Below are 25,724 nucleotides of genomic sequence, written 5' to 3'. Positions count from 1 at the left end.
ACCTCAACTCAGGTCGGCCCGCGGCAATCAGCACTTCTCGAAGATGGTGGCAACGCCCATGCCGCCGCCGATGCACAGGGTGGCAAGGCCCTTCTTGGCCTCGGGGCGCTTGGCCATCTCGTGGAGCAGGGTGACGATGATGCGGGCGCCGGAGCAGCCGATGGGGTGGCCGATGGCGATGGCGCCGCCGTTCACGTTCAGCTTGCTCAGGTCGAAGCCCAGCTCACGGCCCACGGCCACGGACTGAGCGGCAAAGGCCTCGTTGGCCTCGATGAGGTCGATGTCGTCGATGGTCACGCCGGCCTTGGCCATGGCGTTGCGGGAGGCGGGCACGGGGCCCACGCCCATGATCTTGGGATCGACGCCGCCCTGGCCCCAGCCGATCAGCTTGGCCATGGGCTTCAGGCCGTACTTCTCCACGGCCTCGCCGGAGGCCACGATGATGGCGGCGGCGCCGTCGTTCAGGCCGGAGGCGTTGGCGGCGGTGACGCGCTGGACGTGCTTGCGGGCATCGGCCTCATGGATCTGGGTGGGCTGGAAGGTGTGGACGACCTGGTCCTCCACGCCCTCGGGACCCACGGGGAAGGCGCCCTTCAGCTTGGCCACGGACTCGGCGGTGGTGCCGGCCTTGGGGTACTCGTCCACCTTGAACTCCACCATTTCCTTCTTCTTCTTGACCATCACGGGGACGATCTCGTCGTTGAAGCGGCCGGACTCGATGGCGGCGCAGGCCTTCTGCTGGGAGGCGGCGGCGAACTCGTCCAGCTCCTGGCGGGTGATGCCCCAGATGTCGCAGATGTTCTCAGCGGTGGTGCCCATGTGGTAGTTGTTGTAGGCGTCCCACAGGCCGTCCTTAATCATGGTGTCGACGACCTTCTTGTCGCCCATGCGGGCGCCCCAGCGCTCGTCGGGAAGGGCGAAGGGAGCCTGAGACATGCTCTCGGTGCCGCCGGCCACGATGATGTCGGCGTCGCCGCAGATGATGGCGCGGGCAGCCTCCATGACGGACTTCATGCCGGAGCCGCAGACCATGTTAACGGTAAAGGCGGGAACGCTGTAGGGGATACCGGCCTTCACAGTGACCTGACGAGCGATGTTCTGGCCCAGGCCAGCGGTGAGCACGCCGCCGAAGATGACTTCGTCCACGTTCTCAGGAGCCACATTGGCGCGCTTGAGGGCTTCCTTTACAACAACGGCGCCCATATCCACGGCGGGGGTGTCCTTCAGGCTTCCGCCGAAAGAGCCAACAGCGGTGCGGCAGCAATTTACAATGTAGACATCTCTCATGGGTATCTGACCTCCAATTAAGTAAATTTTTTAGAGCTTGTGCTTTCCCATCCACTTGCTTCTGGGGAGTATTATATATGATTGTCCCCAAAAATGCAACCGCGAGGTGAGGGGAACCTCACAAATAAGTGCGTGATTACTGTATTTTCTCCCATTTTAAAAATCCGGAGACAAAGCTGTTCCAATGAGCGGAACATGTATTTGTGGAGAAGTTCCGATTGTCTTATGAACAGAACGAGTGGTCCTACCAATTAAAAAAAGGACCCCGGCCTCATTGGCCGGGGTCCGGAGGGAAATGAAATGTGTCTTGTGCTTAGGAGGCGGTAGGGGGCGGCGCAGCGGGGGCGGCGTAGTCCTCCACCAGCTTGGCGGAGAGCTTTAAGGGGTCCTCCCCCTTCTTGAGCCGGAGGGCCAGGTGGGGCTTTTCCCCGGCGGAGAAGAGGAGCCGGCCCCGGTAGGTCTGGCCGCCGCAGAGAGCGGAGACCTTGTTGAAGTCCACCTGGGAGAGGACGAAGAGGAGCCGCTCCCCCTTCTGGGCGATCTCGGAGATGCCGCACGCCGCGGCGGCGGCGCGGAGGAGGGCCACCGAGATAAGGTTGTTGACGGTGCGGGGCGGGTCGCCGTAGCGGTCGATGAGCTCATCCACCAGGTCGTCGGCGTCGTGCTCGCTGCGGATGCGGGCGATGCGGCGATAGAGGTCCATGCGCTGCTCGGGGGAGGGAACGTATTTGTCGGGGATGGAGGCGGCCACGGTGAGGTCGGCGGCGCACTCGGCGGGGAGCTGGGCGGTCTCGCCCTTCTCCTCCAGCACGGCCTCCTCCAGCAGCTTGAGGTACATGTCGTAGCCCACGCTCACCAGGAAGCCGGACTGCTCGGGGCCAAGCACGTTGCCGGCCCCCCGGATCTCCAGATCCCGCATGGCGATCTTGAAGCCGGAGCCGAACTCGGCGAACTCCCGGATGGCGGCCAGGCGCTTGGTCTGGACCTCGGTGAGGACCTTGCCCTTCCGGTAGGTCATATAGGCGAAGGCCCGCCGGGCGGAGCGGCCCACCCGTCCCCGGAGCTGGTGGAGCTGGGAGAGGCCCATCTTGTCGGCGTCCTCGATGATGAGGGTGTTGGCGTTGGGGATGTCGATGCCCGTCTCGATGATGGTGGTGCACACCAGGATGTCCACCTCGCCGTCGGTCATCTGGCTCATGACGTCGTTGATGGCCTCCTGGGTCATCTTGCCGTGGGCCACCGCCACCCGGGCGTCGGGCAGCATGGCCTGGATGCGTCCGGCGGTGCGGTCGATGGTCTCCACCCGGTTGTGGAGGTAGTAGACCTGGCCGCCCCGCTCCAGCTCCCGGCTCATGGCGTCCCGGAGCACCGACCAGTCGTGCTCCAGCACGTAGGTCTGCACCGGCTGCCGGTCCTGGGGGGGCTCCTCCAGGGTGGACATGTCCCGGATGCCCGAGAGGGCCATGTTGAGGGTGCGGGGGATGGGGGTGGCCGACAGGGTGAGCACGTCCACCTGCTTGGAGAGCTCCTTGAGCTTCTCCTTGTGGGCCACGCCGAAGCGCTGCTCCTCGTCCACCACCAGCAGCCCCAGGTCCTTGAACTGGACATCCTTGTTGAAGAGGCGGTGGGTGCCGATGAGGAGGTCCACCTTGCCCGCCTTCAGGTCCATGAGGGTCTGGCGCATCTGGGCCGGGGTGCGGAACCGGGAGACCACGTCGATCTCCACGGGGAACTTGGCGAACCGCCGCCGGGCGGAGAGGTAGTGCTGCCGGGCCAGGACGGTGGTGGGGGCCAGGATGGCGGCCTGTTTGCCGTCCAGGACGCACTTCATGATGGCCCGGAAGGCCACCTCGGTCTTGCCGTAGCCCACGTCGCCGCAGAGGAGCCGGTCCATGGGCTTGGCCGTCTCCATGTCCCGCTTGATGTCCTGGATGCACCGGAGCTGGTCGTCGGTCTCGGTGTACTCGAACTGGTCCTCAAACTCCTGCATCCAGGGAGAGTCGGGGGCGAAGGCGTAGCCGGGCAGCCGCTCCCGCTGGGCGTAGAGCTGGATGAGGCCCTTGGCCAGGTCCTGGACCGCCTTTTTGGCCCGGGTCTTGGTCTTTTCCCAGTCGGTGCCCCCCAGCTTGTTGAGCTTTTTGTGCTCGGTGTCGTCGCCGGAGCCGATATACTTGCTCACCAGGTCCAGCTGGGTGGCGGGGACGTAGAGGGTGTCGGAGCCGGCGTAGGCGATTTTGACATAGTCCTTCTGCACCCCGTCGGTGCTCATCTTCACCATGCCCACGTAGCGGCCGATGCCGTGGTGCTCGTGGACCACCAGGTCGCCGGGGGAGAGATCGGCGTAGGAGGCCAGCTTCTGGCGGCTGGAGTCCTTCTTGGTCCGCACCTTCCGGGCGGGGACGGCCCGGCCCTCGGTGAGGACGGCGGCAGAGGCGTCGGGGTACTCAAAGCCGGCGGAGAGGCCCCCCAGGCAGATGACGGCCTTGCCGGGGCCGGGGAGCTCGTGGAGCTGGAAGTCCACGGCGGTGCGGACCTTCTTCTCCCGGAGCATGGCCTGGAGGTCCAGGCACCGGCGCTCGGCGGAGGCCAGCACCACGGTGGCAAAGCCCGCCTTCTGGTAGTGTTCCAGGTCGGCGGCGGCGGTTTCCAGGCTGGCGCCGTAGGAGGGGAGCTGCTTGGTGAGCACGTCCAGCAGGGACTTGGGCCGCAGGGGGTAGGTGTTGGAGGTGAAGGTGTCCAGAAAGACCACGGGGTAGTCGGAGAGCCGGGCCATCAGCTCCTCAAAGGTGCGGACGAACCGGGCGATCTGTCCCGCCACCAGCCCCGACTCCAGCAGGGTTTTCACGTCCTCCTCCATGCGCCAGAGGTAGTTCCGGGCCCGCTCCGCTACCCGGGGGCTTTCGGCCAGACAGACCACCGCGTCCTCGGGCAGGTAGTCGGCCGCCGTGGCCAACTCGGGGTAGATGAGGGCCAGATAGCGGTCGGTGGCGGGGAAGGAGAGGCCCTGGGAGAGCCGTTCCCGGTCCTGGGAGAGGGTGGTGAGGAGGGCGGCGTGGTCCCCCTTGGAGCCCTTTACCTGGGAAATGAGGCCGTCCATGGCCTCAGTGAGACCCACATAGCCCCCGGGGGAGAGCTGGGGCAGCACCTCGGCCACCGGCAGGATGTCGCAGACCTGGCGGTTCTCTACCCGGCGCTGGGTGGCGGGGTCGAAGGTGCCCATGGCGTCGATCTCGTCCCCGAAGAACTCGCAGCGGACGGGCTCGGCGCAGGCGGGGGAGAAGAGGTCCAGGATGCCGCCCCGGAGGGCGAACTGGCCCACGCCCTCCACCTGGTCGCAGCGGACGTAGCCGGCGGCGGTGAGGCTCTCGGCCAGCTCATTGAGGTCGTGCACCTCCCCCACCCGCAGGGTGTAGACGGTCTGGAGGAGGAGGTGCTTGGGCAGGGTGCGCTGGAGGAGGGCCTCCGGGGTGGTGACCACCAGGGGCGGCTCGTCCTGGGCCAGGGTGCGGAGGGCGGCCAGGCGGCGGTGCTCCCACTGGCGGGAGACCACGGCGGCGTCGTGGAAGGTGAACTCCCGGCTGGGCAGGGTGAGGACAGGTTCTCCGGTGAAGGCGTGGAGGTCCTCGGCGAAGCGCTGGACCTCCCCCTCGTCGGGACACACCACCACCACCGGCCGGCCGGCCTTGACCCGGAGCCCGGCGGCAAAATGGGCGCGGTGGACCGCCGCCAGGCCGGACACGGCCGCCGGGCAGGCGCCCGAGTCCAGGGCGGTGAGCAGGGAGCCGAATTCCGGCACCCGGTCCAGGATGTGGAGAAGCTCTTTCATACGGTGCTCCTTTGGCGGTGGGTGGTGGGGATGAGGGGCGGTTTTGCGTGCTGGCGCGGCGGGGGGGGGCGCGCCGGCCCCCCCCCCCCCCGCCCCGCCTTTGCCTACTTTCGGCCATCCGAAAGTAGGCCGCCGGAGGCCGTTCTCTCATAAGGAAAAGAGAAACGTGGCGTGGCTTGGCGCAGATCAGGGGGCCCCGGGAAAGCGCGCAGCGCTTTTCTGGGGAGAGGAGGGGCAAGGGAGCAAAGCGAGACCTGGCCGTCAGGCCGGGGTGAGCGGTGCGGACTTTGCCCCGACGACGTCGCGCCCCACATAAAGGAAATACCATGCTGCCGGGCCGGGCGATCACCCGTTATATTGGTTCATGGCCTTGTCCACGCCCTCCCGGATGAGGCACTCGGCGGCGTCGGCGGCCTTTTTGACCGCCTCCTCCACCGCCTTCTTGTCCTCGCCCTGGAACTTACCCAGGACCCAGTCGGCCATGTCGTAGTCAGGGTGGGGCTTCTGGCCCACCCCCAGCCGGATGCGGAGGAACTGGTCGGTACCCAGGTGGGCGATGATGTTCTTGAGGCCGTTGTGGCCGCCGGCGGAGCCGGACCGGCGCACCCGGATCTTGCCGGGGGCCAGGGACACCTCGTCGGAGATCACCAGAATGTGCTCCGGCGGGATCTTGTAGAAGGCGGCGGCCTCATGGACGGCCTCGCCGGACAGGTTCATATAGGTCACCGGCTTCATGAGCAGGACCTTCTGGTCCCCCACGGTGATGGTGTTGGTGAGGGCCCGGAACTTCAGGCGCTGGACGGGGATGTTGTGTCGCTCGGCCAGCTCGTCGGCCACCATAAAGCCTACGTTGTGGCGGGTGTTTTCATACTGGTCGCCGGGGTTGCCCAGGCACACCAGCAGCCAGTCCACGCCGCCGCTCTTTTTGTTGAAAAGCATAGTACACCTCGCAGGGCCGCCGCCGGAAAAAAGACGGCAAACGGCCAAAGGGGGCAGAGCCTTGGCTCTGCCCCTAAAATCTTTGGTAAAGTCTCTGTTTGACGGCATCGGTTCCCCTCGGCCCATGGGTCACAGGGGCCGCAGTCGGAAGGATGGATCAGTTGAAGAGCTTGGAGACGGAGATCTCCTCGTAGATGCGCTCGATGGCCTCTGCGAACATCTCAGCCACGGAGAGATACTTAATCTTAGCACAATTCACTTCCGGACGGGCGGGAATGGTGTCGAGGAAGATGACCTCGTCCAGGACGCTGTCCTGGATGCGCTGGATGGCGGGGCCGGAGAGGACGCCGTGGGAGGCGCAGGCGGTGACGGACTTGGCGCCGCCGATCTCCACCAGGGCCTTGGCGGCGCCGCAGAGGGACCCGCCGGTGTCCACCATGTCGTCCAGGAGGATGACCCGCTTGTCGCGGACGTCGCCGATGATGTTCATGACCTCGGAGGAGTTGGCCTTCTGGCGGCGCTTATCCACGATGGCCAGAGGCATATCCAGCTTCTGGGCGAAGGCGCGGGCCCGGGCCACGGAGCCCACATCGGGGGAGACCACCATGACCTCGTCGTGGCAGTCCTTGTACTTCTCCATGAAGTGGTGGACGAAGATGGGGGAGCCCAGCAGATTGTCCACGGGGATGTCGAAGAAGCCCTGGATCTGGTTGGCGTGGAGGTCCATGGTCAGCACCCGGTCGGCGCCGGCGCGGGTGATGAGGTTGGCCACCAGCTTGGCGGAGATGGGGTCGCGGGGCTTGGTCTTGCGGTCCTGACGGGCGTAGCCGAAGTAGGGGACCACGGCGGTGATCCGGCCGGCGGAGGCCCGCTTCATGGCGTCGATCATGATGAGGAGCTCCATCAGATTGTCGTTGACCGGGGAGCAGGTGGACTGGACCACGAAAACGTCGGAGCCGCGGACGGTCTCGTAGATGGACACGGACTTCTCACCGTCGGAGAAGGTGCCCACCTCGGCGTTGCCCAGCTGGGTGCCCAGCTTCGTGCAGATGTCCAGGGCCAGCTTGGGGTTGGAGTTGCCAGCGAAGATCTTGATGTCCTTGCCGTGTGCGATCATTTCAGCATCCCTCACAAAATGTTATTTTTTTCTTTCCTTTATGTCGCATTCACAGGCCCACACCTGGATGTCACTTACTTTTTGCCCTTGGCCCGGCGGCGCTTGGCCGCCCACTGGACCTTGATGGTCTGGGGAGAGCGGGCGATGCACAGGCTGTCCGCCGGCACATCCTCGGTGACGGTGCTGCCCGCCGCGGTGTAGGCGCCGTCCCCGATCTTCACCGGGGCCACCAGGTTGGTGTTGCAGCCGATGAAGGCATTGTCCCCGATGGTGGTGCGGAACTTGGCGGTGCCGTCGTAGTTCACGGTCACCGTGCCGCAGCCGAAGTTGATGTGGGACCCGGCGTCGGTGTCTCCCACGTAGGTGAGGTGGGAGATCTTGGTGCCGTCGCCGATGGTGGAGTTCTTGAGCTCCACGAAGTCGCCCACCTTCACGTCCTTGCCCACGTGGCAGTTGGGCCGCACGTAGGCGAAGGGCCCCACGGTGGTACCGTCGTCCACGGTGGACTCGTTGAGCTGGGAGGCGTTCACCGTCACCCGGTTTCCGATGACGCAGTCCCGGATCATGGTGTTGGGGCCGATCTCACAGCCCGCGCCGATGATGGTCTCCCCCCGCAGGATGGTGCCGGGGAGGATGACGGTGCCGCCGCCCACCTTGACCCGGGGGCCGATATAGGCCTGCTCCTTATCAATGAAGCGGACGGGGGCGGTGGATAATTCGCCGCACAGCCGCTCCACCGAGGCGTGGCGGGCGAAGTACTGGGCGCTGTCCCAGACGGGGGTGGAGCGGTCCAGGGGCAAAAGCCCCTTATAGGCGCCGGGGGTGACGCCGAAGGCGCTACCCTGGGCCCGGACGGCGGTCAGGAAGTCGCCGCCCTCCTCCATGGCGGAGCGGAGGGCCTGGGCGTCCATGGTGTAGGCGCCGGCGTCCTCGCCCCGGGGCAGGCCCTCCCCGAAGCGGCCGGTGAGCCGGCCGGCTCCCTGGTCGTCCAGAAAGACGGGGCGGGTAAAGACCAGCACGGAGCCCTCCAGATCGGAGAGGAAGGCGGACAGGCGTCCGGCGGCGTCGCCGGCGCCCTCGGTGACAAATTGAGTCCCGGCGGGGAAGCAGGCTTCTGCGGCGGCCTGGTCGTCGCCGTGGCAGACCACCAGGAACCGCTCCACGCCGGCGCGCTCCAGCGCCGCCGACAGCCAGGTGCAGGCCGGGTCAAAGAGAATGTCTTGCAGCATGAGGGAGGGGGTGTCGTCCTCCCGGGGCAGGAACACGATGGCTCCCATAGATCCCATAAGAAAAGCCTCCAGAAAAGAGTTCGGATCAGGGCGGTCCGGCACGCCGTCCGCCCGCGCGTGAACATTATATCAGATTGGTATGTGTTTTGCACTCCTAACCGCAAATTTTTTCACAGAAGGGCGATTGGTAGTACCAAAATAAGCAAAATGGTGGCATTTTCCGTCAATTTGCCGGAAAATCAGGGGGGGGAGAAGGGGGCAAGGGCGCTTTGGCGGGATGTGGGCGCGGCAGACCGCGCCGCAAAGATGGGGTAGGGGCGGATACCATCCGCCCGCCGCACCAACATGAGACTGCGTTATTTGTGGGGCGCGGCTTCCTAGACGCGCCAAACCACGCCCCGAACCAATGAACCATTCTGTTATGTGTAAGGACGGGGGAGACGGTCAAAACCCGTTTCTTTTTCCCTGCTGGAAAAAGAACGGTTTTTGGAATCCAAAGAAAAAGGGGCTCCCGTGTGGGTTGAGTGGTCCCAAATAGGAATCCGGCGGCCCGTCTTTACGCCCCCGTTGAGGACCAGCACCGTCCACAGGTGACTCCGCCGGTGGAACAGGGACAGGCTGTGGTCCTATCCACAGTTTTTTCGCCGCCTGCATGGGTGGGTGTCGGGGCGTGGTGGCGCTGCCTGGTATTGTCGTTGTTGCGACGTGGGTGGCGTAGGCCGCTGCGTGGGTGAGGATTGCGGTGTGGTGGGTGCGGACCTACGACATTCCCTCTGGAGGTGGGCTGCGCGGCCGACCCAAAATACGAAACGGCACCTGTCCGGCTTTGGGAAAGGGGACAGGTGCCGTTTGGGTTCAGGCCACGGCGGGGGTATCCCGGACGGTCCAGGCCCGGGCGGCCACCCGGCGGGAGAACCGCCGGAGCCCCACCACCTCGGCGGTGGCGCACAGCTTATCGGCCAGGTTGACCACCAGAGCCTCCTTGTACCGGGGCATTTTCCGGGCCAGAGGCCACATGTGGGAGACGATGATGTTCTCCTCCATGGGGGTGAGGCTGCCGCACAGGGCCCAGGCGTTCTTCAGGGCCACCACGGGGTGGGTGAAGCACTGGTTGCCGTAGTAGGACGGCTTCTTTCTGGAATTATAGAGGTAGAGGTCGTGGAGCAGCCCCGCCCGGGCGGCGGCGCGGTAATCCAGACCCCAACGGCGGGCCAGGCGGTAGGAGACGTAGGCCACGCACACCGAGTGCTCATAGCAGGTGGTGCGGGGGTGGTGGGGGTACTGCCGCATGGAACGGACCTCCGGGGTGTCCAGCAGGTCCTGGACGCAGCGGAGAAAGGAATCGTAGTTTGGATTGTGCATGGGAATCACCTTGCCCTCCTTTGATGACGAATGGCGGGGGACACGGCAGCGGTCCCCCATACATATATTATAGGCTCCTGTACAGCCAATGTCCAGGTGAAGAAAGTGGCAGGGAGTCGGAAAAACGTCATAAATTTTTAAGACATCCTTTGACTGGTTCCTGTATACTGACTGTACCAAGACAGTTCATACACTTCCCCGCGGGGAGGAAAGGAGGACGGGTTGTGATCCAACTCAACTATCGGGACGCCCGGCCCATCTATCTTCAGGTCAAGGACGGCCTGCGGCACCTGGTGATCACCGGTGCCATCCGGGAGGGGGAGCAGTTCCCGTCAGTGCGGGCGCTGGCCGCCTCTCTGGCCATCAACCCCAACACCATCCAGCGGGCCTACGAGGCCCTGGAGCAGGAGGGCTATCTCCGGGCGGAGGCCGGCCGGGGCGTCTTTGCGGCCAGAGGGGCCGACGGCGCCCACGGACGGCGGGAGGCTCTGCTCCGGCAGCTGGACGAGGCGGTCACCGAGCTGCTGTTCCTGGGGATGACTCCCCGGGAGCTGGCCGAGCGGGTGAGCGAAGCGGGGACGAAGGGAGAGAGTGAGACATGATTGAGGCAAGGAATGTGGTCAAGGCCTTTGACGGCTTTCGGGCCCTAGACGGGCTGACCATGACGGTGCCCAAGGGGTCGGTGTACGGCCTGGTGGGCCCCAACGGAGCGGGTAAATCCACCCTGCTGCGCCACATCACCGGCATCTACCGGCAGGATTCCGGGGAGGTGCTGCTGGAGGGGGAGCCCATTTACGAAAACCCGGCGGCCAAGGCCCGGGTGGCCTCCATCCCCGACGAGCTCTACTACTTCCTGTCGGCCTCCACCCGGGACATGGCCAAATTTTTGAAGGGCTTTTACCCCAAGTTTGACCAGAGCCGCTACCAGACCCTCCGGGACCTTTTTTCCCAGATTGACGAGAGGCGGCCCATGCGCCGCCTGTCCAAGGGCATGCAGAAGCAGGCCGCCTTCTGGCTGGCCCTGTGCTGCCGGCCGGAGGTGCTGGTGCTGGACGAGCCGGTGGACGGCCTGGACCCGGTGATGCGCCGGCAGGTGTGGAGCCTCATCATGGCCGACGTGGCCCAGGAGGGCACCACGGTGCTGGTCTCCTCCCACAACCTCCGGGAGCTGGAGGACGTGTGCGACCGGGTGGGCATCCTCTCCCACGGCAAGGTGCTCATCGAGCGGAGCCTCACCGACCTCCAGGAAAACCTGGTCAAAATGCAGGTGGTCTTCCAGGAGCGGGAGATGCCCAAGCTGCCCGACGACCTGGAGGTCCTCCACGTCTCCCAGGTGGGGCGTATCCACACCCTCATCGTCCGGGGCAACGCCACCGACGTCACCAACCGTCTGGCGGTGTACGCTCCCATCCTAATGGAGGCCCTGCCCCTCACGCTGGAGGAAATTTTCATCTATGAGCTGGGAGGTGAGGACTATGCGGTCCGCGACGTCATCCTCTGAGAAAAACCGGCGGTTCTACCCCGCCCTGTGGAAGAAGAACATGGCCCGGTTCTGGCCCATCTGGGCGGTGTACGCCCTGGGCTGGCTGGTGGCCCTGCCCATGGCCCTCCTCCTGAGCGGCCAGAACGGAGGCGACATCAACGGCATGACCGCCGCCCGGTACTTCGCCGTGGACGCCGTCCGGAGCCTCTCCTGCAGCTCCACGGTGATCGTGGCCGTGGTCTTTGCCATCCTCTCGGCCATGGCCGTCTTCTCCTACCTTTACAGCAGCCGCAGCGTGGCCTTCTTCCACGCCCTGCCCCTGCGCCGGGAGGACCTCTTCTTTACCAACTACCTCTCCGGCCTCTCCTTCACCGTCCTGCCCGCCCTGGCCGTCTTTCTCCTCACCCTCCTGACCGAGGCCGCCCTGGGGGTGCTGGACCTGCGGGGGCTGCTGGTGTGGCTGGCAGTGCAGGTGCTGGTCAATTTCTTCTTCTTCTCCTTCGCCGTCTTCTGTGCCATGTTCACCGGCCACATCCTGGCCCTGCCTGCCTTCTACGGCATCCTCAACGTGCTGGCGGTGGGCCTGCTCTACCTCATCAACCAGGTCCTCTCCTCCTTCGTTTACGGCTATGTGAACGTGGGCCGGCTGGAAAGCCTGTGTGAATGGCTGAGCCCCTTCTTCCAGCTGATGAGCGACCTGACCACGGAGAGCGAGTGGAGCGCCGAGAGCATCGGGGCCGAGCGCCTGCTCCAGGTCCGGTTCCACGGCATGGGCACCGTCCTCATCTACGCCCTGGTGGGCGTCGTCCTCACCGCCGCCGCCCTGTGGCTCTACCGCCGCCGCCACCTGGAGGGGGCGGGCGACGTGGTCACCGTGGCCTGGAGCAAGCCCCTCTTCAAGTACGGCGTGGGCGTCTGCGCCGCCCTCTCCGTGGGCCAGGTCCTCTACCAGTTCTTCGCCTACGTCCTCCCCAAGGGGGGCTGGCCTCTGCTGGGCTTTTTGCTGGTGTGGGGCGCCGTGGGCTACTTCGTGGCCGAGATGCTCCTCCAAAAAAAATTCTGGGTCTTTAAAGGCAGCTGGAAGGGCTGTGTGGGCCTGTGCCTGGCCTTCACCTGCCTCATCGCCGTCATGGAGCTGGACCTCACCGGCTTCGAGCGGCGGACCCCCGACCCCGACCGGGTGGTGTCGGTGGAGGTGGACCCCATGTCCACCGCCCCCCACGACAGCGGAAACGGGAACATCTTCACCACCGACCCCGACCTCATCCGGGCTGTGGTGGACTTCCATCAGGCCGTGGTGGACGAACAGGAGCGCCATGAGGACATGGATGTGTATGGCTGCTATGAGGTAAGACCCCTCTCCGACGGGAGATGGGTGGACGTGGAGACCGCCGGCAGCAGCCAGGTGACCCTCAGATACACCCTCATCGGCGGGGACGTGATGCAGCGGAGGTACTACATCGCCCTGGACGAGACCAGTCTGGCCGATCCCGACTCCGCCGCCGGGAAGCTCTCCGCCCTCCTCAACCGGCCGGAGGCCATTGAGGAGCAGTACTTCCCCGCCCGGCGGGAGGAGGCCCTGGCCGACGGCTCTCTGCGCCTCACCGGCATCTCTCTGGACGTCTACAACACCGAGACGGGGGCGTACGCCGCCTATCCCGTCCCCGTGGGCTGGCGGGAGGAGGTCATCCAGGCCCTGAAGGACGACATCGCCCACGGCGACCTGGGCCGCCGCTATCTGATGGATGATATGGACCGGATGGAGAACTGCTACTACACCGACCTGGAGCTCACCTACCAGTGGGACGACCCCGCGCGGGGGGACGAGCGGGTGCGCATCACCCTCCAGACCACCTCGGTGGAGACCTTGGACACCCTGCGGGAGGCGGGCATCCTGGACAGCACCCACATCCTGGAGACCCAGCTCAGCCACAACACGTGGGAGGAAAACGAGGGGTAAACACCCCTGCCTGCACACGAGGGCCCGCCGCTTTCCGCGGCGGGCCCCTTTGTATCCGGGGAACAAAACCGTTCCTCCGACGGGGGTAGGGGCGGCCTTTGGCCGCCCGCCAAGCCCGTGCCCCGTCCCCGCCATTTCCGCGCCGCGGGCGAGAAATCTCCATCTCCGGCGCTGCGCGCCCCCTTTCCCATTGTTTTTTTCCGGCGGAAGTGGTATAGTTATCCCCGCCTATTCAAGACCATTAAGGAGAGAACAACATGAAATTGACCACCAGAATGTTAGGCGCGGCCCTGTCTGCCGCCGTGCTGGGCGGCGCCCTGGCCGGCTGCGGCTCCACCGCGGCCACCTTTACGGAGCTCCCCCTGCCCAGCGAGGTGCCGGAGGACATTATCATGCAGACCGCCGGCATTACCCGGGACACCCCCCTCCTCACCGTAGACGGCGCCCAGGTGCCCGCCGAGGAACTCCTCTACTGGGTGAGCAGCTACGCCGACCAGTACGCCGCCTGGGGCATGACCGACCTCACCATGGACATGGGGAATGGCCAGACCCTGGGGCAGTATTACCTGGACAGCGCCGTGGAGACCGCCACCCTCTACCAGCTCATGGAGAACAAGGCCGATGAGCTGAAGCTGGGCTGGACCAAGGACAATCAGACCGCCTATGACGAGCAGCTCCAGACCATGAAGGAGTCCCTGGCCCAGCAGGCCGGCCTGGACCCCGAGACCCAGAGCGCCCAGGTGGACACCGAGCTGGTCCGCCTCATCTCCTACATGGGCCTCTCCCAGGAGGGCTTCTTCCATATCAACCAGGCCAGCTTCCTCTATAACAACCTGATGGAGGGACTCTTCGGCACCGAGGGCACCGACGCCCCCGACGCCGACAAGCTGAACGAGGCCGGCGTCTTCCACGCCAAGCACATCCTCATCAAGGCCGAGCCCGTCACCGACGCCGACGGCAACGTCACCGATGACGGCATGGCCGCCGCCCAGGCCCAGGCCCAGGCGCTTTACGACCAGCTCCTCTCCGCCGAGGACCCCATGACCCTCTTCGACCAGCTCATGACCGAGAACACCGACGACGTGGACTCCTCCGGCAATATCAACGGCGGCACCGATGGCTACACCTTTGGTCCCGGCGAGATGGTGGATGAGTTCTACGAGGGCACCAAGGCTCTGGGCGAGGGCGAGATCAGCGAGCCCATCCAGAGCCAGTACGGCTACCACATCATCCTCCGCCTCTCCGCCGACAACGAGGCCGGCTACGACAAGTACGCCCAGGTGAAGATGCAGGATCAGATTGACCAGTGGATGGACGAGGCCCAGGTGGAGCGCGCCGAGGAGCTGGACAGCCTGGATCTCCAGGCCTACTACGACGGCCTCACCACCCTCCGGAGCGACATCTCCGCCGCCAGCCAGGCCGACACCGCCCCCACCGAAACCACCGCGCCCGAGACCACGGCCCCTGTGGAGAGCGTCCCCGCCGAGAGCGAGGTCCCCGTTGAGACCGTCGCCCCCACGGAGACGGTGGCCCCCACCGAGACCCCCGCGGCGTAAATAATCAAGTAAGCCAACGGCCCCGCCCTGTGAAAACAGGGCGGGGCCGTTTTTTATCGGGCAGCAAAGGCTGCCTACCAAACCACGCCCCCAACCATGAACCATTCTGTTATGTGAAAGGACGGGGGAGACGGTCAAAGACCATTTCTTTTTCCCTGCTGGAAAAAGAATGGTTTTTGAAATCCAAAGAAAAAGGGGCTCCCGTGGGGGTTAGGTGGCTCCAAATAGGAATCCGGCGGCCCGGCTTTACGCCCCCGTAGAGGACCAGCCCCGTCCACAGGTGACTCCGCCGGTGGAACAGGGAAGAGCTGTGATCCTATCCGCAATTTTTTCGCCGCCTGAGTGGGTGGGTGTCGGGACGTGGTGGCGCTGCCTGATATTGCCGTTGCTGCGGCGCAGGATGATATTTGAGGGGCGCCGAAGATGCCGTCCCCGTCCTATGCGGCCCAAGAATAAAATATGTCCCCAATCGTCCGCCCTTCTTCACGGGGAAAGTCGGACAGGCCGGTGGTATACTGCTTCATACAGAATTTGGAAAAGAGGGGACGCGGAATGAGAGCATGGTACGCCATGGGCACCAAAGCGGTGCTGGACGAGCTGGGGACCAGCGGCACAAAGGGCCTCTCCGCCGGGGAGGCCCAGAAGCGGCTGGAGACGGGGGGACGCAACGAGCTCAAAGCCAGGGAGGGCCCGGGGCTGCTAAAGCGGCTGCTGGGCCAGCTCAAGGACCCCATGGTGCTGGTGCTGCTGGGGGCGGCGGGGCTCTCCCTGTGGGCCGGGGGCGGCGAGGACTGGGTGGAGGCCGTCATCATCCTGGGCATCGTCCTTTTGAACGCCGTCATCTCCCTCTCCCAGGAGGACAGCGCCCAGCGGGCCCTGGAGGCCCTCCGGGACCTCTCCGCCCCCATGGCCAATGCCGTCCGGGACGGTCAGCCCTGCCGGGTGGAGGCCGCTCAGCTGGTGCCCGGCGACCTCATCCGCCTGGAGGCCGGCGACCTGGTCCCCGCCGACGCCAGGGTCCTCTCCGCCGCGGGACTCACCGCCGACGAGTCGGCCATGACCGGGGAGTCCCTCCCCGTCACCAAGGAGGCCTGCGGCGCCCTGCCGCCGGAGACGCCCCTGGGCGACCGGAGGAACATGGTCCTCTCCGGCACCGTCATCACCGCCGGCCGGGGGACCTGCGTCATCACCGCCACCGGCATGGAGACCGAGATGGGTCACATCGCCGGTCTCTTGCTGGAACAAGGTGAAGGTGAAACTCCTTTACAGAAGAAGATGGCGGAAATTTCAGGTACCCTTTCCTTCCTCTGCCTGTGCGTCTGCGCCGTCATGTTCGGAGTGGGTTTGCTGCGGGGAAAGGGCATCCTGGACATGTTCCTCACCGCCGTCTCCCTGGCGGTGGCCGCCATCCCGGAGGGCCTGCCCGCGGTGGTCACCATTGTGCTGGCCCTGGGAGTGCAGCGGATGGCGAAGCGGGGGGCCATCGTCCGGCGGCTGCCGGCGGTGGAGACCCTGGGCTGCGCCGGGGTCATCTGCTCGGACAAGACGGGGACCCTGACCCAGAACCGGATGACGGTCCAGGAGGTGTGGACTCCCGGCGGGGACCGGAACGCCGTCCTCTCCGGTGGGGCCCTGTGCTCGGATGCTGAGCTGGTGCGGGACGGCGGCGGCACAAAGACGGTGGGGGACCCCACCGAGTGCGCCATCGTGGAGGCGGCCCGGGCTGCGGGGATGGACAAGTCCGAGCTGGAGCGGAAATACCCCCGGAGAGGGGAGTGCCCCTTCGACTCCGACCGGAAGCGGATGAGCACCCTCCACCCCCTGGAAAGCGGCGGCTGCCGCCTGCTGGTGAAGGGGGCCCCCGACGTGCTCTTTTCCTTGTGCGCCAAGGCTTTAGGGCCCAACGGAGAGATCGACTTCACCCCGGCTGTGGCCCGCCGGGCGGCGGCGGCCAACGAGGCCATGGCCCAGCGGGCCCTGCGGGTGCTGGCGGTGGCCCGGCGGGACCTGCCCGCCCTCCCGGCGGGCACCGACACCCGCAGCCTGGAGAAGGGCCTCACCCTGGTGGGGCTGGTGGGCATGATGGACCCGCCTCGGCCGGAGGTGCGGGAGGCGGTGGCCCGGTGCTTCACCGCCGGTATCCGACCCGTCATGATCACCGGCGACCACCGGCTCACCGCCCTGGCGGTGGCCCGGGAGCTGGATCTGCTGCGGCCGGGGGATGTGGCCGTCACCGGGGAGGAGCTGGACTTCATGCCCCAGGACATGCTGGAGCGGGAGGTGGAGAAGTTCTCCGTCTACGCCCGGGTGACCCCGGAGCACAAAATGCGCATCGTCCAGGCCTGGCAGAAGCGGGGCCAGGTGGTGGCCATGACGGGGGACGGGGTCAACGACGCCCCTGCTCTCAAGGCCGCCGACATCGGCTGTGCCATGGGCCGCTCCGGCACCGACGTGGCCAAGGGGGCCGCCGACATGGTGCTCACCGACGACAACTTCACCACCATCGTCCGGGCGGTGGAGGAGGGACGGGGCATCTTTGCCAACATCCGCAAGGCCATCCACTACCTGCTCTCCTGCAACATCGGGGAGATTGCCGCCGTGGCCCTGGCCACCGCCCTGGACCTGCCCCAGACCCCCCTGACGCCGGTGCAGCTCCTGTGGCTCAACCTGGTCACCGACTCCCTGCCCGCCCTGGCTCTGGGGGTGGAGCCGGTGGAGGAGGGGGTCATGGAGGAGGGGCCCCGCCCCGCCCACGCCAGTCTCTTCACCAAGGACTTCTCTCTGCGCCTGGCCTGGCAGGGGCTGCTGGTGGGGGCGGTCACCCTGGGCGCCTGGGGCCTGGGCTGGTCCATGGCCCACGACGGCGGCGCTCTGGCCGGCACCATGGCCTTCGCCACCCTCACCCTCTGTCAGCTCTTCCACGCCTTTGATGTGCGCAGCGACCACAAAACCGTGGCCCAGCTGGGCCTCACCTCCAACCGGGCCATGGTCAAGGCCTTCCTGGTGGGGCTGGCCCTGCTCCTCGCCGCCCTGGTGTGCCCGCCCCTGCGGCTGGTCTTCGGCACCGTGGCCATGCCCCTGCGGGCCTGGGGCTGGGTGCTCCTGCTGTCCCTGGTCCCCGCTGCCGCCAGCGAGGGGGAAAAGCTCCTCCACAGGGACCGCCGGAAGGACCGGAAGGGCCGCAAGGCCGTGGGGGTGTGAAGAGGGCAGAAACCGGCTGAGTGCCCGATCAGCGCCCCCTCATCCGTCATTTACTCCGTAAAACCTTCCCCCTCTCAGGGGGAAGGTGGCCCGCAGGGCCGGATGAGGGTGCGTTTTAGAAGTGGTTTGGCGCGCCGGGGACAAAAAAGTGGGTGGGGCAGTCTGCTCCAGCCACTTTCTGTCTATGGAGTTTGTCAGCCCTCGGCGGCCTTGTTCTTCTTCCGCCAGGCGTCCAGCACGGCGCAGAACACCAGGGAGAGGTAGGTCTCCTCCTCGTTGGCGCTGCGGCTGGTGAGGGCGATGGGCACCTTGGCACCCACCACGGCGCCGCAGGTGACGGCGTGGGCGTGGATGAGCCAGCTCTTCACCAGGGTGTTGGCGGTGGAGAGGTCGGGGGCGATGATGCCGTCGAAGCCGCCGCCGCTCCAGGGGCAGTCGTAGTGCTTCAGGCGGGCGGCCTCCTTGCTCAGAATGAGGTCGTAGGCGATGGGGCCCCACAGCTCGCAGTCGGCGAAGGGCTTCTGCTTCTGCTCGGCCACCAGGCGCTGGGCCTCCACGGTGTCCTGCATATGGAAGGTCACCTGCTCCACCAGGCTGAGGAGGGCCAGCTTGGGATTCTCATAGCCGAAGGCCTTCAGGGCGTCGGCGGTGTTCTTGATGATGGCCTTCTTCTGGGTCATGTTGGGCTTGATGATGACGGTCATGTCACTCAGGGCCAGCAGCTTGGGGTACTCGGGCAGGGAGGCCAGGGACACGTGGCTCATGAGCCGGTCGGTGCGCAGGCCGTTCTTGCCGTCCAGCACCGGCATCAGGAAGTCACGGGTGGGGATGTTGCCGCGCATAAGCACGTCGCCGTCGCCGGAGTTGATGATGTCGATGGCCATCTGGGTGATGTTGTGTCCGGGAGGGGTGTCCACCATGGTGTAGGGCTCCTTCTCCAGACCGAACTGCTCCAGGACCGTAATGGTCCGGGCGCGGTCGCCCACCAGCACGGGCTGTACCAGACCCTTTTCCTGAGCGGCGAAGATACCCTTGAGCATGTTCTCGCCGTCGGAACCGGCCAGGATCACCCGCATGGGACGGGACATCTTGGGTACGCGCTCCAGGATCGCGTCGAAATTTTTCAGTTCCATATTGTCATCTCCGATCCACTTTACCATGTGGCTGCCGCGCAGCCGTGTCTTGTCTCAGTATAGCCTATTTCCCCGGCGATGACAAGAGAAATCGGGCAAAAAGGAAATTTTCAGGCCGCAAACGAAAGTGGGACGGGCGGGGCAAGGGACGTGCCTGCCTCTGCTCGGTACCCGTGTCCGCGGCCAGGGGACAAAACGGCGGGCGCATCTGTGATGTGTCCGCCGCTGAGCCTGTCGACAAAGTCGACAGGCTCTCTCAAAAATGCAAGCATTTTTTCGAAGGGATGCAGCCTGCTGCGTCGCACTTCGTCGGGGCAAAGTCCACACCGCTCATCCTGGCCTGACGGCCAGGCATCGCTCCGCTTCCTTGCCCCTCCTCTCCCAAACAAACCCGCTTCGCTGGGCTTTGTTTGGGGCCCCGACTCGCACGCTTGCAGGCTGAAGAGAGTTTTTTCCGAGGCACATGTCCCCGGAAAAAACGGAATAAATGTCATTCCGTCGTCTGCGGACGACGGAACTCTGCGAGGCTCTTGCCAAAAATCAAGCGCATATGTGCTTTTTCGACAGCCCTCGGGTTCTGTATTGCGGGGGTGCTCAGCCCTGTTGGGCAGCCTCCCGGGCGGCGATATCGGCCTGAGCCTTGGCCTCCAGCCCGGCGGCCTCCTCCTTGGGCACCTCCCGGATGAGGATGAAGGGGGTAAGCTGCCGCACCTGGCCGGCGGGGTTGTCCCCGATGAGCTTTGCGAGCTTCTCGTCGGGCCAGTCCTTCAGGGCGGAGCACTTGCCCAGAATCTCCTGGGCCAGGGCGTTGGCGTCCACGATCATGGAGACCACGCCGGTGTCCTTGAGCACCTTCTCACACACCCCGTCGGGGTCGGCGGGGATGCGGATGCCCATCTCGGCATACTCCTCGATGTCGTGGCCGAAGAAGCCGTCCAGGCCGTAGACCTCGTCGCCGGCGATCTTGTAGAAGGTGCCGTGGACGCCCCGGAGCTTGTCGATGGCGGCCCGGAAGGCGGCCCACAGGATCTTGGGGGCGCCGCACTGGTTGATGGCGAACTGCATCTTGTAGGGCACGCCGGCGCCGGGGCCGGCGGCGGTCTGGGCCACGCAGCGGCACAGGATGTTGGCCAGGAGGCCGGGCTTCACGTCCTCGGCGTAGACCACCCGCTTCTGGCACAGGGCCACGATCTTCTCACTGACGGAGACGATGTCGCCGGGCTGCCACACCGGCGCCACGTACTGCCGCACCAGGGCGTCGTAGTCGTCGCCCACGTTGACGAAGGGGATCTGGATGGCGTGACGGGCATAGGTCTTGCCGTCCACCTCGATGATGAGCTTTTTTGTGGCGTTGACGTAAAAATCTTTCGCTTCCATAGCCGCTCCTTTTTCCACTATCTTTCCCGGAGGGGGACCCTCCGCTGTTCACCTCAGAGCCGGGCAAGCCCGGCGGCACGGTAAAAGTATAGCCGTTTCCCGGGAAAAATCAACCCTCCCGGTCCATTTTTCCCCAAAATGGGGGAATAAACGGGGAAACGCCGGGACAGACTAGGCCAGAAAGGAGGGAGGACGGTGTTTGGACGGAAAAAGGGCCGGCGGGAGCCGGTACCGCCCCATCCGCGGCAGGAGCCCCGGATCGAAGGACCCCTGACGGTGGAGAACCTGGAGCGGGTCTTTGGAGGCAGCGTGGACTTTGCCAAGCGGACGGTGGCTCTGGGGGGCGACCCCGCCCGGACGGCCACCCTGTGCTATCTCTCCGGCATGGTGAAGATGGAGCGCATCAGCGACTACATCCTGCGTCCTCTGGCCCAGGACGAGACGCTGGCACAGTGTGACGAGGCCCAGGCGGTGGAGCGCATCCAGAAGGGGGCCCTCTACAACCTTATTGTGGAGGAGCGGACCACCGCCGACCAGGGGGCCTTCGACCTCATCAACGGCTGGTGCCTCCTCTTTTTCCCCAAAACGGGGAAGGTGCTCTCCTTCCTGGTCCAGACCGAGGAGAAGCGGTCCATCTCCCCCTCGGAGAACGAGCCGCCCCTCAAGGGGCCCCGGGACTCCTTCGTGGAGTCCATTCGCACCAACACCTCCATCCTCCGCCGCCGGGTCCGAGCCCCCGACCTGCGCATCAAGGAGCTGCTGGTGGGGCGGCAGACGGTGACCCCGGTGGACCTGGTGTGGATCGAGGGCATCGCCAACCCCGAGACGGTGGCGGCGGTGGAGGGGCGGCTGGCCGCCATCGACATCGACGGCCTCATCTCCCCGGCCAGCCTGGAGGAGTACCTCACCGGGGAGGTGCGCACCGCCTTTCCCACCATCCTCTCCACCGAGCGGCCCGACCGCTTTTCCTCCGGCATCGTGGAGGGCCGGGTGGGGGTGCTGGTGGACGGCCTGCCCATGGGCTGGCTGCTGCCCGCCGGGCTCAGCCAGTTCTTCCGCACCCCTCAGGACAAGGCCCTGAGCTGGATGGCGGCCTCGGCCCTGCTGGTGCTCCGGTACCTGTGCATGCTCACCACCCTCTTTCTCCCAGCCCTCTATATCGCCGCTGTCACCTTCCACCTGGAGCTGCTGCCCACCCGGCTGGCCCTGGCCATCGTGGCCGCCAAGCAGGACGTGCCCTTCACCACCATCTTTGAGGTCATCATGATGCTGGCCGCCTTCGAGGTCATCCAGGAGGCCGGACTGCGGCTCCCCAGCTCCATCGGCCAGACCGTCTCCATCCTGGGCGGCCTGGTGGTGGGCTCCGCTGCCGTGGAGGCCCGCATCGTCTCCCCGGTGGTCCTCATCGTGGTGGCCGCCGCCGGCATCGCCGGCTACACCATGCCCTCCCAGGACTTCGCCGCCGCCCTGCGGCTGTGGCGCTTTGGCTTCGCCGCTTTGGCCGCCCTGGCGGGGATGTTCGGCGTGGCTATGGGGGGACTGCTCCTCATCTGCCACCTCTCCTCCCTGGAGTCCTTCGGCGTGGCCTACCTCTCGCCCTTTGTGGCCAACGACGGGCAGCGCCACGCCGTCTACGCCGTACTCCGGCGGCCCCTGCCCTTCGTCAAGCTCCGGGAGGCCGCCCTCCGCACCCGCAACCGCCGCAACCAAGGTACTTTTTCTTAAAAGAAAAAGTACCCAAAAAGAACTTTGGGCCCGCTCTGGACGCAGGCAAAGAATTGAAAGCTTGCGCCCGGTGACGAAAAGAAGAGGGACCGCGCGGCGACCAACGCGCCTCTGCTCTGCGCCACAATTCCCACCCGCGCCGCAGCGACGTCAATCCCAGGCAGCGGCGCCACGCCCCGACACTCTCCCACGCAGGCGGCGAAAAGAGTGGGGATAGGACCACAACTTATCCCTGTTCCACCGAGGTAGTCTACCGTAGACGGGGCTGGACCTCAACGGGGGCGTAAAGCCGGGCCGCCGGATTCCTATTTGGAGCCACCTAACCCGCCCGGGAGCCCCTTTTTCTTTGGATTCCAAAAACCGTTCTTTTTCCAGCAGGGAAAAAGAAACGGGTTTTGTCGTCCTCGCAAAGTCCACTTTGCTCTGTTTCCGCCTGGCGGCGAAAACTCGCTTCGTTCCCTTGCTCGTCCTCTCCCCACGCGACCCGCTGCGCTGGGCTCGCGCGGGGGCCCCATTTTTGCGTGTGGTTTGGCGCGCCGATGCCGGCCCACCCCACTCAATGGAAAGGAGGTCCCCATGAGACGCATCATTTCCCCATTTGTCATACTCAGCTTCCTGCTCACGGGGTGCTCGGCCCTACCCTACGCCCACCAGATCGATAAGACGGTGCTCATGGAGGTCCTGGGGGTGGACGCCGGAGCGGGGGAGACGGTGACGGTTACCGCCGCCAGCGGCGCCCGGCCGGGGGACCAGGAGCCCCTGGTCCTCTCGGCCCAGGCGGGCACCATCTCGGCGGCCTGCTCCGACATGGGCGAGCGGGGCGAGGACTTTGTCTTTTTCGGCGACGTGGAGCAGGTCCTGGTGGGGGAGGGGGAGGCCCAACGGGGCTTGGAGTCTCTGCTGGGTCACATGGCCCATGACCCGGAGCTGCGGCTGGAGGCCGAGCTGTGGGTGGTGAAGGGGGCCCAGGCCGCCGACCTGCTGCTGGAGGCGGGGGAGGGGGAGAGCCTGCCTGACCGGCTCTCCGCCATGTCCCGGAACGCCGAGCTGCTGGGCGGACCCCGGCCCCAGATGGCCCGCGGGGCTCTCACCGATCTGCTGGAGAACGGCGCCACCCTGCTCCCCGCCCTGGAGCGCCTGGAGGCCGAGGACGGCCAGGGGGCCCAGGGGGAGTATGTGCTGGTGACGGCGGGCTATGCCGTCATCCGGGACGGCGTCCTCCAGGGCTTCACCGATGAGAACGCCGCCTTCGGGGCCGACCTGCTGCGGAGCATGGGCAAGGGGCAGATCCTGGAGCTCTCCGGCCCTGATCGGGGCTATACCGCCTTAAAAATCACCGGGGTCAAGACTACCTTCCGCACCGTCTTTGAGGGGGACACCCTCACGGGGCTGCGGGTGGCCTGCGCCCTGGAGACCCAGGCGGCGGAGCTCTCCGGCGCCGCCGCCCGGCTGGGGGAGGAGGACCGGTTGGCCCTGGAGGGGGAGCTCTCCCGGCTGGCCGGGGAGGCCATGGAGGCCGCCATGGCGCAGTTTCAGGCCTTCCGCGCCGACGCCATCCACCTGCTGGACCGGGTGGCCCTGGCCGTGCCCTGGAAGCAGGCCACCCTGGAAAAACAGTGGCAGGAGGTCTTTCCCAACCTCACCCTGGAGGTGAAGGTGGAGGCCACCGTGGCCAGAAGCTGAGGAAAGGAGGTGCCCCATGGAGGGGGACCGGATCTCCGCCCGGCAGCTCTACGGGATGCTGTTCACCGGGCTTTTGACCCCTGCGGTGCGGGCGCTCCCCGTACTCACCGCCGCCGTGGCCGACAAGAGCGCCTGGCTCACCGGCCTGCTGGCCTTTCCGCCCCTGCTGGGGGCGGGCTGGGCCGTCTACACCCTGTCCAGGGGACAGGACGGACTCTCCGGCGGCTTTCGACGGGCCTTCGGTCCGGCGGCGGGCAAGGCCATTACAATTATATATATGGTGTGGGCCCTCTTCCTCCTGTGCCTGGAGGGGCGACTCTACGCCGGGCGCATGGTCACCGCCGGCTACCGGGGCGCCTCGCCCGCCGTCTTTCTGCTGATGCTGCTGGCGGTGGTGGTGTGGATGGCCCGGCGGAAGCTCTCTGCCTTTGCCCGGGCCTCCGAGATCTGCTTTCTGGTCCTGGCCCTCATCCTGGCGCTGGTGGTGGGCTTCTCCCTCCTGGACGCCCGGCCCCGCCGGGTGCTGCCCGTGTGGACCCAGGACCTGCCCGCCGCGGCCGCCGCCACCCTGGTGCCCGTGGGCGTCCTCTCCGGCGGCGTGCTGGGCGGCTTTCTGGCCGCACAGGTGGCGCCCAGAGAGGGGGACGCCCGGCGGGGCCGCCGGTGGCTGCTGAGTACCTGTATCGTCATCACCCTGCTCCAGCTGGGCGCCGTGGCCCAGTTGGGGGCGCAGCTGTGCGCCCGGGTGGAGGTCCCCTTCTTCGAGATGGCCCGGGGCGTGGGTATGGACGGCGCCTTCCAGCGGGTGGAGTCTGTGGTCATGGCCTTCTGGATTCTGAGCGATTTTGTCTGGATGGGTACCCTCCTCTTTGCCGTCAAGGCCATGGCTGCCACCCTGGTGGGCCCCAAATGGGTGAAGCGGGCCCCGGTTCTCGCCGCCCTCCTGGCCTTCCTGGCCGCCGTTTTCCTCTTCCCGGACGACTTTGCCGCCCGGGATCTGGACACCTGGCTGGCTCCGGCGGGACAGCTGGTACTGGCCTTTGTGCTGCCCTTTCTGGCCCTGCTGTGCAGCTATATCAGAGAGAGGAAACGGGGGAGAGCGCCGCCGAGCTCCTAAGCCCTTTGGGATGCATCCATATCTTGGGGTGTAAAGAGGGGGAAAAGGGACAGATATAGTTATGTTTTGCTGCTGTAAAAAAGAAAGGCAGGAAAAGTCAATAAATTTGAAAAAAAGTGTTGACAAAGCGGGAACGATTTGGTATATTAACTGAGCGCTTTGCGAGAGGCACAAAAACAGGACGATGACGAGAAGAAAATCTCTGAGATCTGAAAAAAGTGCTTGACAAAAGCTCGTGAGTTTGCTAGAATAAACAAGTACGCGTCAGAGAGAACCAGTTCGAGAGTGACGAAAAGTTCGGAAAACCTCGAAAAAAGTTCTTGACAAGAACTCGATGATCTGGTAAACTAAATGAGTTCGCGTAAGACGCAAACGGGTTAAGTACTCTGAAAACTTCGAAAGAAGTTGAAAAAAGTGCTTGACAAGCACCACGGAATGTGGTAAAATGAAGAACCGCTGTGAAAGCGGCGTGTACCTTGTAAATTAAACAACGTGAAGAACGAAACACGAAGCACCAGAAAAGGACAGATGTCCTTTCTAGTCGAGTGACTTGAAAGGCTCTTGACAAGATTTCTTTGAAGCTTATGGATAGCTTCAATAAGATGATTTGAAGAGCGGAAGCTCTTTAGATACCATTTTATTGAGAGTTTGATCCTGGCTCAGGATGAACGCTGGCGGCGTGCTTAACACATGCAAGTCGAACGGAGTGCTCATGACGGAGTTTTCGGA

General features: G+C 65.3%; 16 protein-coding genes and 1 rRNA gene. 9 read left to right on the top strand and 8 right to left on the bottom strand.

What is annotated here, in order from left to right:
• Positions 1-27: 27 nt before the first annotated feature.
• The 6 genes from ACTNBK_RS02290 to ACTNBK_RS02265 all read right to left on the bottom strand — a co-directional run bounded on the left by ACTNBK_RS02290 (position 28) and on the right by ACTNBK_RS02265 (position 9,760).
• Positions 28-1,287, bottom strand: a complete 1,260-nt coding sequence (locus tag ACTNBK_RS02290; RefSeq protein WP_441143239.1) for an acetyl-CoA C-acetyltransferase — start codon at positions 1,285-1,287, stop codon at positions 28-30.
• 313 nt (positions 1,288-1,600) lie between these two features.
• Positions 1,601-5,113 carry a transcription-repair coupling factor gene (gene mfd, locus ACTNBK_RS02285; RefSeq protein ID WP_441143237.1) on the bottom strand — a complete coding sequence of 1,171 codons (3,513 nt, stop codon included), beginning with the start codon at positions 5,111-5,113 and terminating at the stop codon, positions 1,601-1,603.
• Between the two features lie 345 nt (positions 5,114-5,458).
• Positions 5,459-6,052, bottom strand: coding sequence for an aminoacyl-tRNA hydrolase (pth, locus tag ACTNBK_RS02280; RefSeq protein ID WP_441143235.1), 594 nt, complete (start codon positions 6,050-6,052; stop codon positions 5,459-5,461).
• A 157-nt stretch (positions 6,053-6,209) separates the two neighbouring features.
• Positions 6,210-7,169 (bottom strand): ribose-phosphate pyrophosphokinase, encoded by a 960-nt coding sequence (locus tag ACTNBK_RS02275; RefSeq protein WP_441143233.1) that lies wholly within the window; start codon positions 7,167-7,169, stop codon positions 6,210-6,212.
• Positions 7,170-7,243: 74 nt separating this feature from the next.
• The gene (locus ACTNBK_RS02270) at positions 7,244-8,455 is read right to left on the bottom strand and encodes a UDP-N-acetylglucosamine diphosphorylase (RefSeq protein ID WP_441143231.1); all 1,212 of its coding nucleotides are present in this window, start codon (positions 8,453-8,455) and stop codon (positions 7,244-7,246) included.
• 798 nt (positions 8,456-9,253) lie between these two features.
• Positions 9,254-9,760: an HD domain-containing protein gene (locus ACTNBK_RS02265; protein WP_441143229.1), complete on the bottom strand. Its 507-nt coding sequence runs from the start codon at positions 9,758-9,760 to the stop codon at positions 9,254-9,256.
• 224 nt (positions 9,761-9,984) lie between these two features.
• Between ACTNBK_RS02265 and ACTNBK_RS02260 the strand changes: the two genes are divergently transcribed.
• The 5 genes from ACTNBK_RS02260 to ACTNBK_RS02240 all read left to right on the top strand — a co-directional run bounded on the left by ACTNBK_RS02260 (position 9,985) and on the right by ACTNBK_RS02240 (position 17,960).
• Entirely contained in the window at positions 9,985-10,362 is a 378-nt protein-coding gene (locus ACTNBK_RS02260) for a GntR family transcriptional regulator (RefSeq protein WP_441143227.1), read from the top strand.
• Positions 10,359-11,261: an ABC transporter ATP-binding protein gene (locus tag ACTNBK_RS02255; protein ID WP_441143225.1), complete on the top strand. Its 903-nt coding sequence runs from the start codon at positions 10,359-10,361 to the stop codon at positions 11,259-11,261. Before ACTNBK_RS02260 ends, ACTNBK_RS02255 begins: the two co-directional genes overlap by 4 nt.
• Positions 11,236-13,203 (top strand): ABC-2 transporter permease, encoded by a 1,968-nt coding sequence (locus ACTNBK_RS02250; RefSeq protein WP_441143223.1) that lies wholly within the window; start codon positions 11,236-11,238, stop codon positions 13,201-13,203. Before ACTNBK_RS02255 ends, ACTNBK_RS02250 begins: the two co-directional genes overlap by 26 nt.
• A gap of 257 nt (positions 13,204-13,460) precedes the next feature.
• A complete protein-coding gene (locus ACTNBK_RS02245) occupies positions 13,461-14,759 on the top strand; it encodes a peptidylprolyl isomerase (RefSeq protein ID WP_441143221.1) in 1,299 nt (432 codons plus the stop codon).
• A gap of 552 nt (positions 14,760-15,311) precedes the next feature.
• Positions 15,312-17,960: a calcium-translocating P-type ATPase, PMCA-type gene (locus ACTNBK_RS02240; RefSeq protein ID WP_441143219.1), complete on the top strand. Its 2,649-nt coding sequence runs from the start codon at positions 15,312-15,314 to the stop codon at positions 17,958-17,960.
• Positions 17,961-18,154: 194 nt separating this feature from the next.
• Here the strand turns inward: ACTNBK_RS02240 and ACTNBK_RS02235 are convergent, their stop codons facing one another.
• Complete coding sequence (locus ACTNBK_RS02235; RefSeq protein WP_294514867.1) at positions 18,155-19,093, bottom strand: phosphate acyltransferase; 939 nt, start codon at positions 19,091-19,093, stop codon at positions 18,155-18,157.
• A gap of 594 nt (positions 19,094-19,687) precedes the next feature.
• Positions 19,688-20,470 (bottom strand): coenzyme F420-0:L-glutamate ligase, encoded by a 783-nt coding sequence (locus tag ACTNBK_RS02230; protein ID WP_441143216.1) that lies wholly within the window; start codon positions 20,468-20,470, stop codon positions 19,688-19,690.
• A 195-nt stretch (positions 20,471-20,665) separates the two neighbouring features.
• On the opposite strand from ACTNBK_RS02230, the gene ACTNBK_RS02225 reads away from it, so the two are divergent.
• The 4 genes from ACTNBK_RS02225 to ACTNBK_RS02210 all read left to right on the top strand — a co-directional run.
• The gene (locus tag ACTNBK_RS02225) at positions 20,666-22,195 is read left to right on the top strand and encodes a spore germination protein (protein ID WP_441143214.1); all 1,530 of its coding nucleotides are present in this window, start codon (positions 20,666-20,668) and stop codon (positions 22,193-22,195) included.
• Positions 22,196-22,771: 576 nt separating this feature from the next.
• Positions 22,772-23,878 carry a Ger(x)C family spore germination protein gene (locus tag ACTNBK_RS02220; RefSeq protein WP_441143212.1) on the top strand — a complete coding sequence of 369 codons (1,107 nt, stop codon included), beginning with the start codon at positions 22,772-22,774 and terminating at the stop codon, positions 23,876-23,878.
• A 16-nt stretch (positions 23,879-23,894) separates the two neighbouring features.
• The gene (locus ACTNBK_RS02215) at positions 23,895-24,995 is read left to right on the top strand and encodes a GerAB/ArcD/ProY family transporter (protein ID WP_441143210.1); all 1,101 of its coding nucleotides are present in this window, start codon (positions 23,895-23,897) and stop codon (positions 24,993-24,995) included.
• Between the two features lie 636 nt (positions 24,996-25,631).
• A 16S ribosomal RNA gene (locus tag ACTNBK_RS02210) occupies positions 25,632-25,724 on the top strand; the annotation flags it as partial.

It is taken from the genome of Intestinimonas sp. HCP28S3_D6, from assembly GCF_052065695.1.
Taxonomy (GTDB): domain Bacteria; phylum Bacillota; class Clostridia; order Oscillospirales; family Oscillospiraceae; genus Intestinimonas.
Note: the sequence above shows the minus strand (reverse complement) of the source record. Positions and strands in the feature narration are given on the sequence as shown.

What these genes read in the sequence shown, in the direction of transcription:
- mfd (WP_441143237.1), bottom strand. Translation starts at nt 5,113, where the DNA reads ATGAAAGAGCTTCTCCACATCCTGGACCGGGTGCCGGAATTCGGCTCC.
- ACTNBK_RS02255 (WP_441143225.1), top strand. Translation starts at nt 10,359, where the DNA reads ATGATTGAGGCAAGGAATGTGGTCAAGGCCTTTGACGGCTTTCGGGCC.
- pth (WP_441143235.1), bottom strand. Translation starts at nt 6,052, where the DNA reads ATGCTTTTCAACAAAAAGAGCGGCGGCGTGGACTGGCTGCTGGTGTGC.
- ACTNBK_RS02275 (WP_441143233.1), bottom strand. Translation starts at nt 7,169, where the DNA reads ATGATCGCACACGGCAAGGACATCAAGATCTTCGCTGGCAACTCCAAC.
- ACTNBK_RS02265 (WP_441143229.1), bottom strand. Translation starts at nt 9,760, where the DNA reads ATGCACAATCCAAACTACGATTCCTTTCTCCGCTGCGTCCAGGACCTG.
- ACTNBK_RS02270 (WP_441143231.1), bottom strand. Translation starts at nt 8,455, where the DNA reads ATGGGATCTATGGGAGCCATCGTGTTCCTGCCCCGGGAGGACGACACC.
- ACTNBK_RS02235 (WP_294514867.1), bottom strand. Translation starts at nt 19,093, where the DNA reads ATGGAACTGAAAAATTTCGACGCGATCCTGGAGCGCGTACCCAAGATG.
- ACTNBK_RS02220 (WP_441143212.1), top strand. Translation starts at nt 22,772, where the DNA reads ATGAGACGCATCATTTCCCCATTTGTCATACTCAGCTTCCTGCTCACG.
- ACTNBK_RS02215 (WP_441143210.1), top strand. Translation starts at nt 23,895, where the DNA reads ATGGAGGGGGACCGGATCTCCGCCCGGCAGCTCTACGGGATGCTGTTC.
- ACTNBK_RS02245 (WP_441143221.1), top strand. Translation starts at nt 13,461, where the DNA reads ATGAAATTGACCACCAGAATGTTAGGCGCGGCCCTGTCTGCCGCCGTG.
- ACTNBK_RS02290 (WP_441143239.1), bottom strand. Translation starts at nt 1,287, where the DNA reads ATGAGAGATGTCTACATTGTAAATTGCTGCCGCACCGCTGTTGGCTCT.
- ACTNBK_RS02240 (WP_441143219.1), top strand. Translation starts at nt 15,312, where the DNA reads ATGAGAGCATGGTACGCCATGGGCACCAAAGCGGTGCTGGACGAGCTG.
- ACTNBK_RS02230 (WP_441143216.1), bottom strand. Translation starts at nt 20,470, where the DNA reads ATGGAAGCGAAAGATTTTTACGTCAACGCCACAAAAAAGCTCATCATC.
- ACTNBK_RS02250 (WP_441143223.1), top strand. Translation starts at nt 11,236, where the DNA reads ATGCGGTCCGCGACGTCATCCTCTGAGAAAAACCGGCGGTTCTACCCC.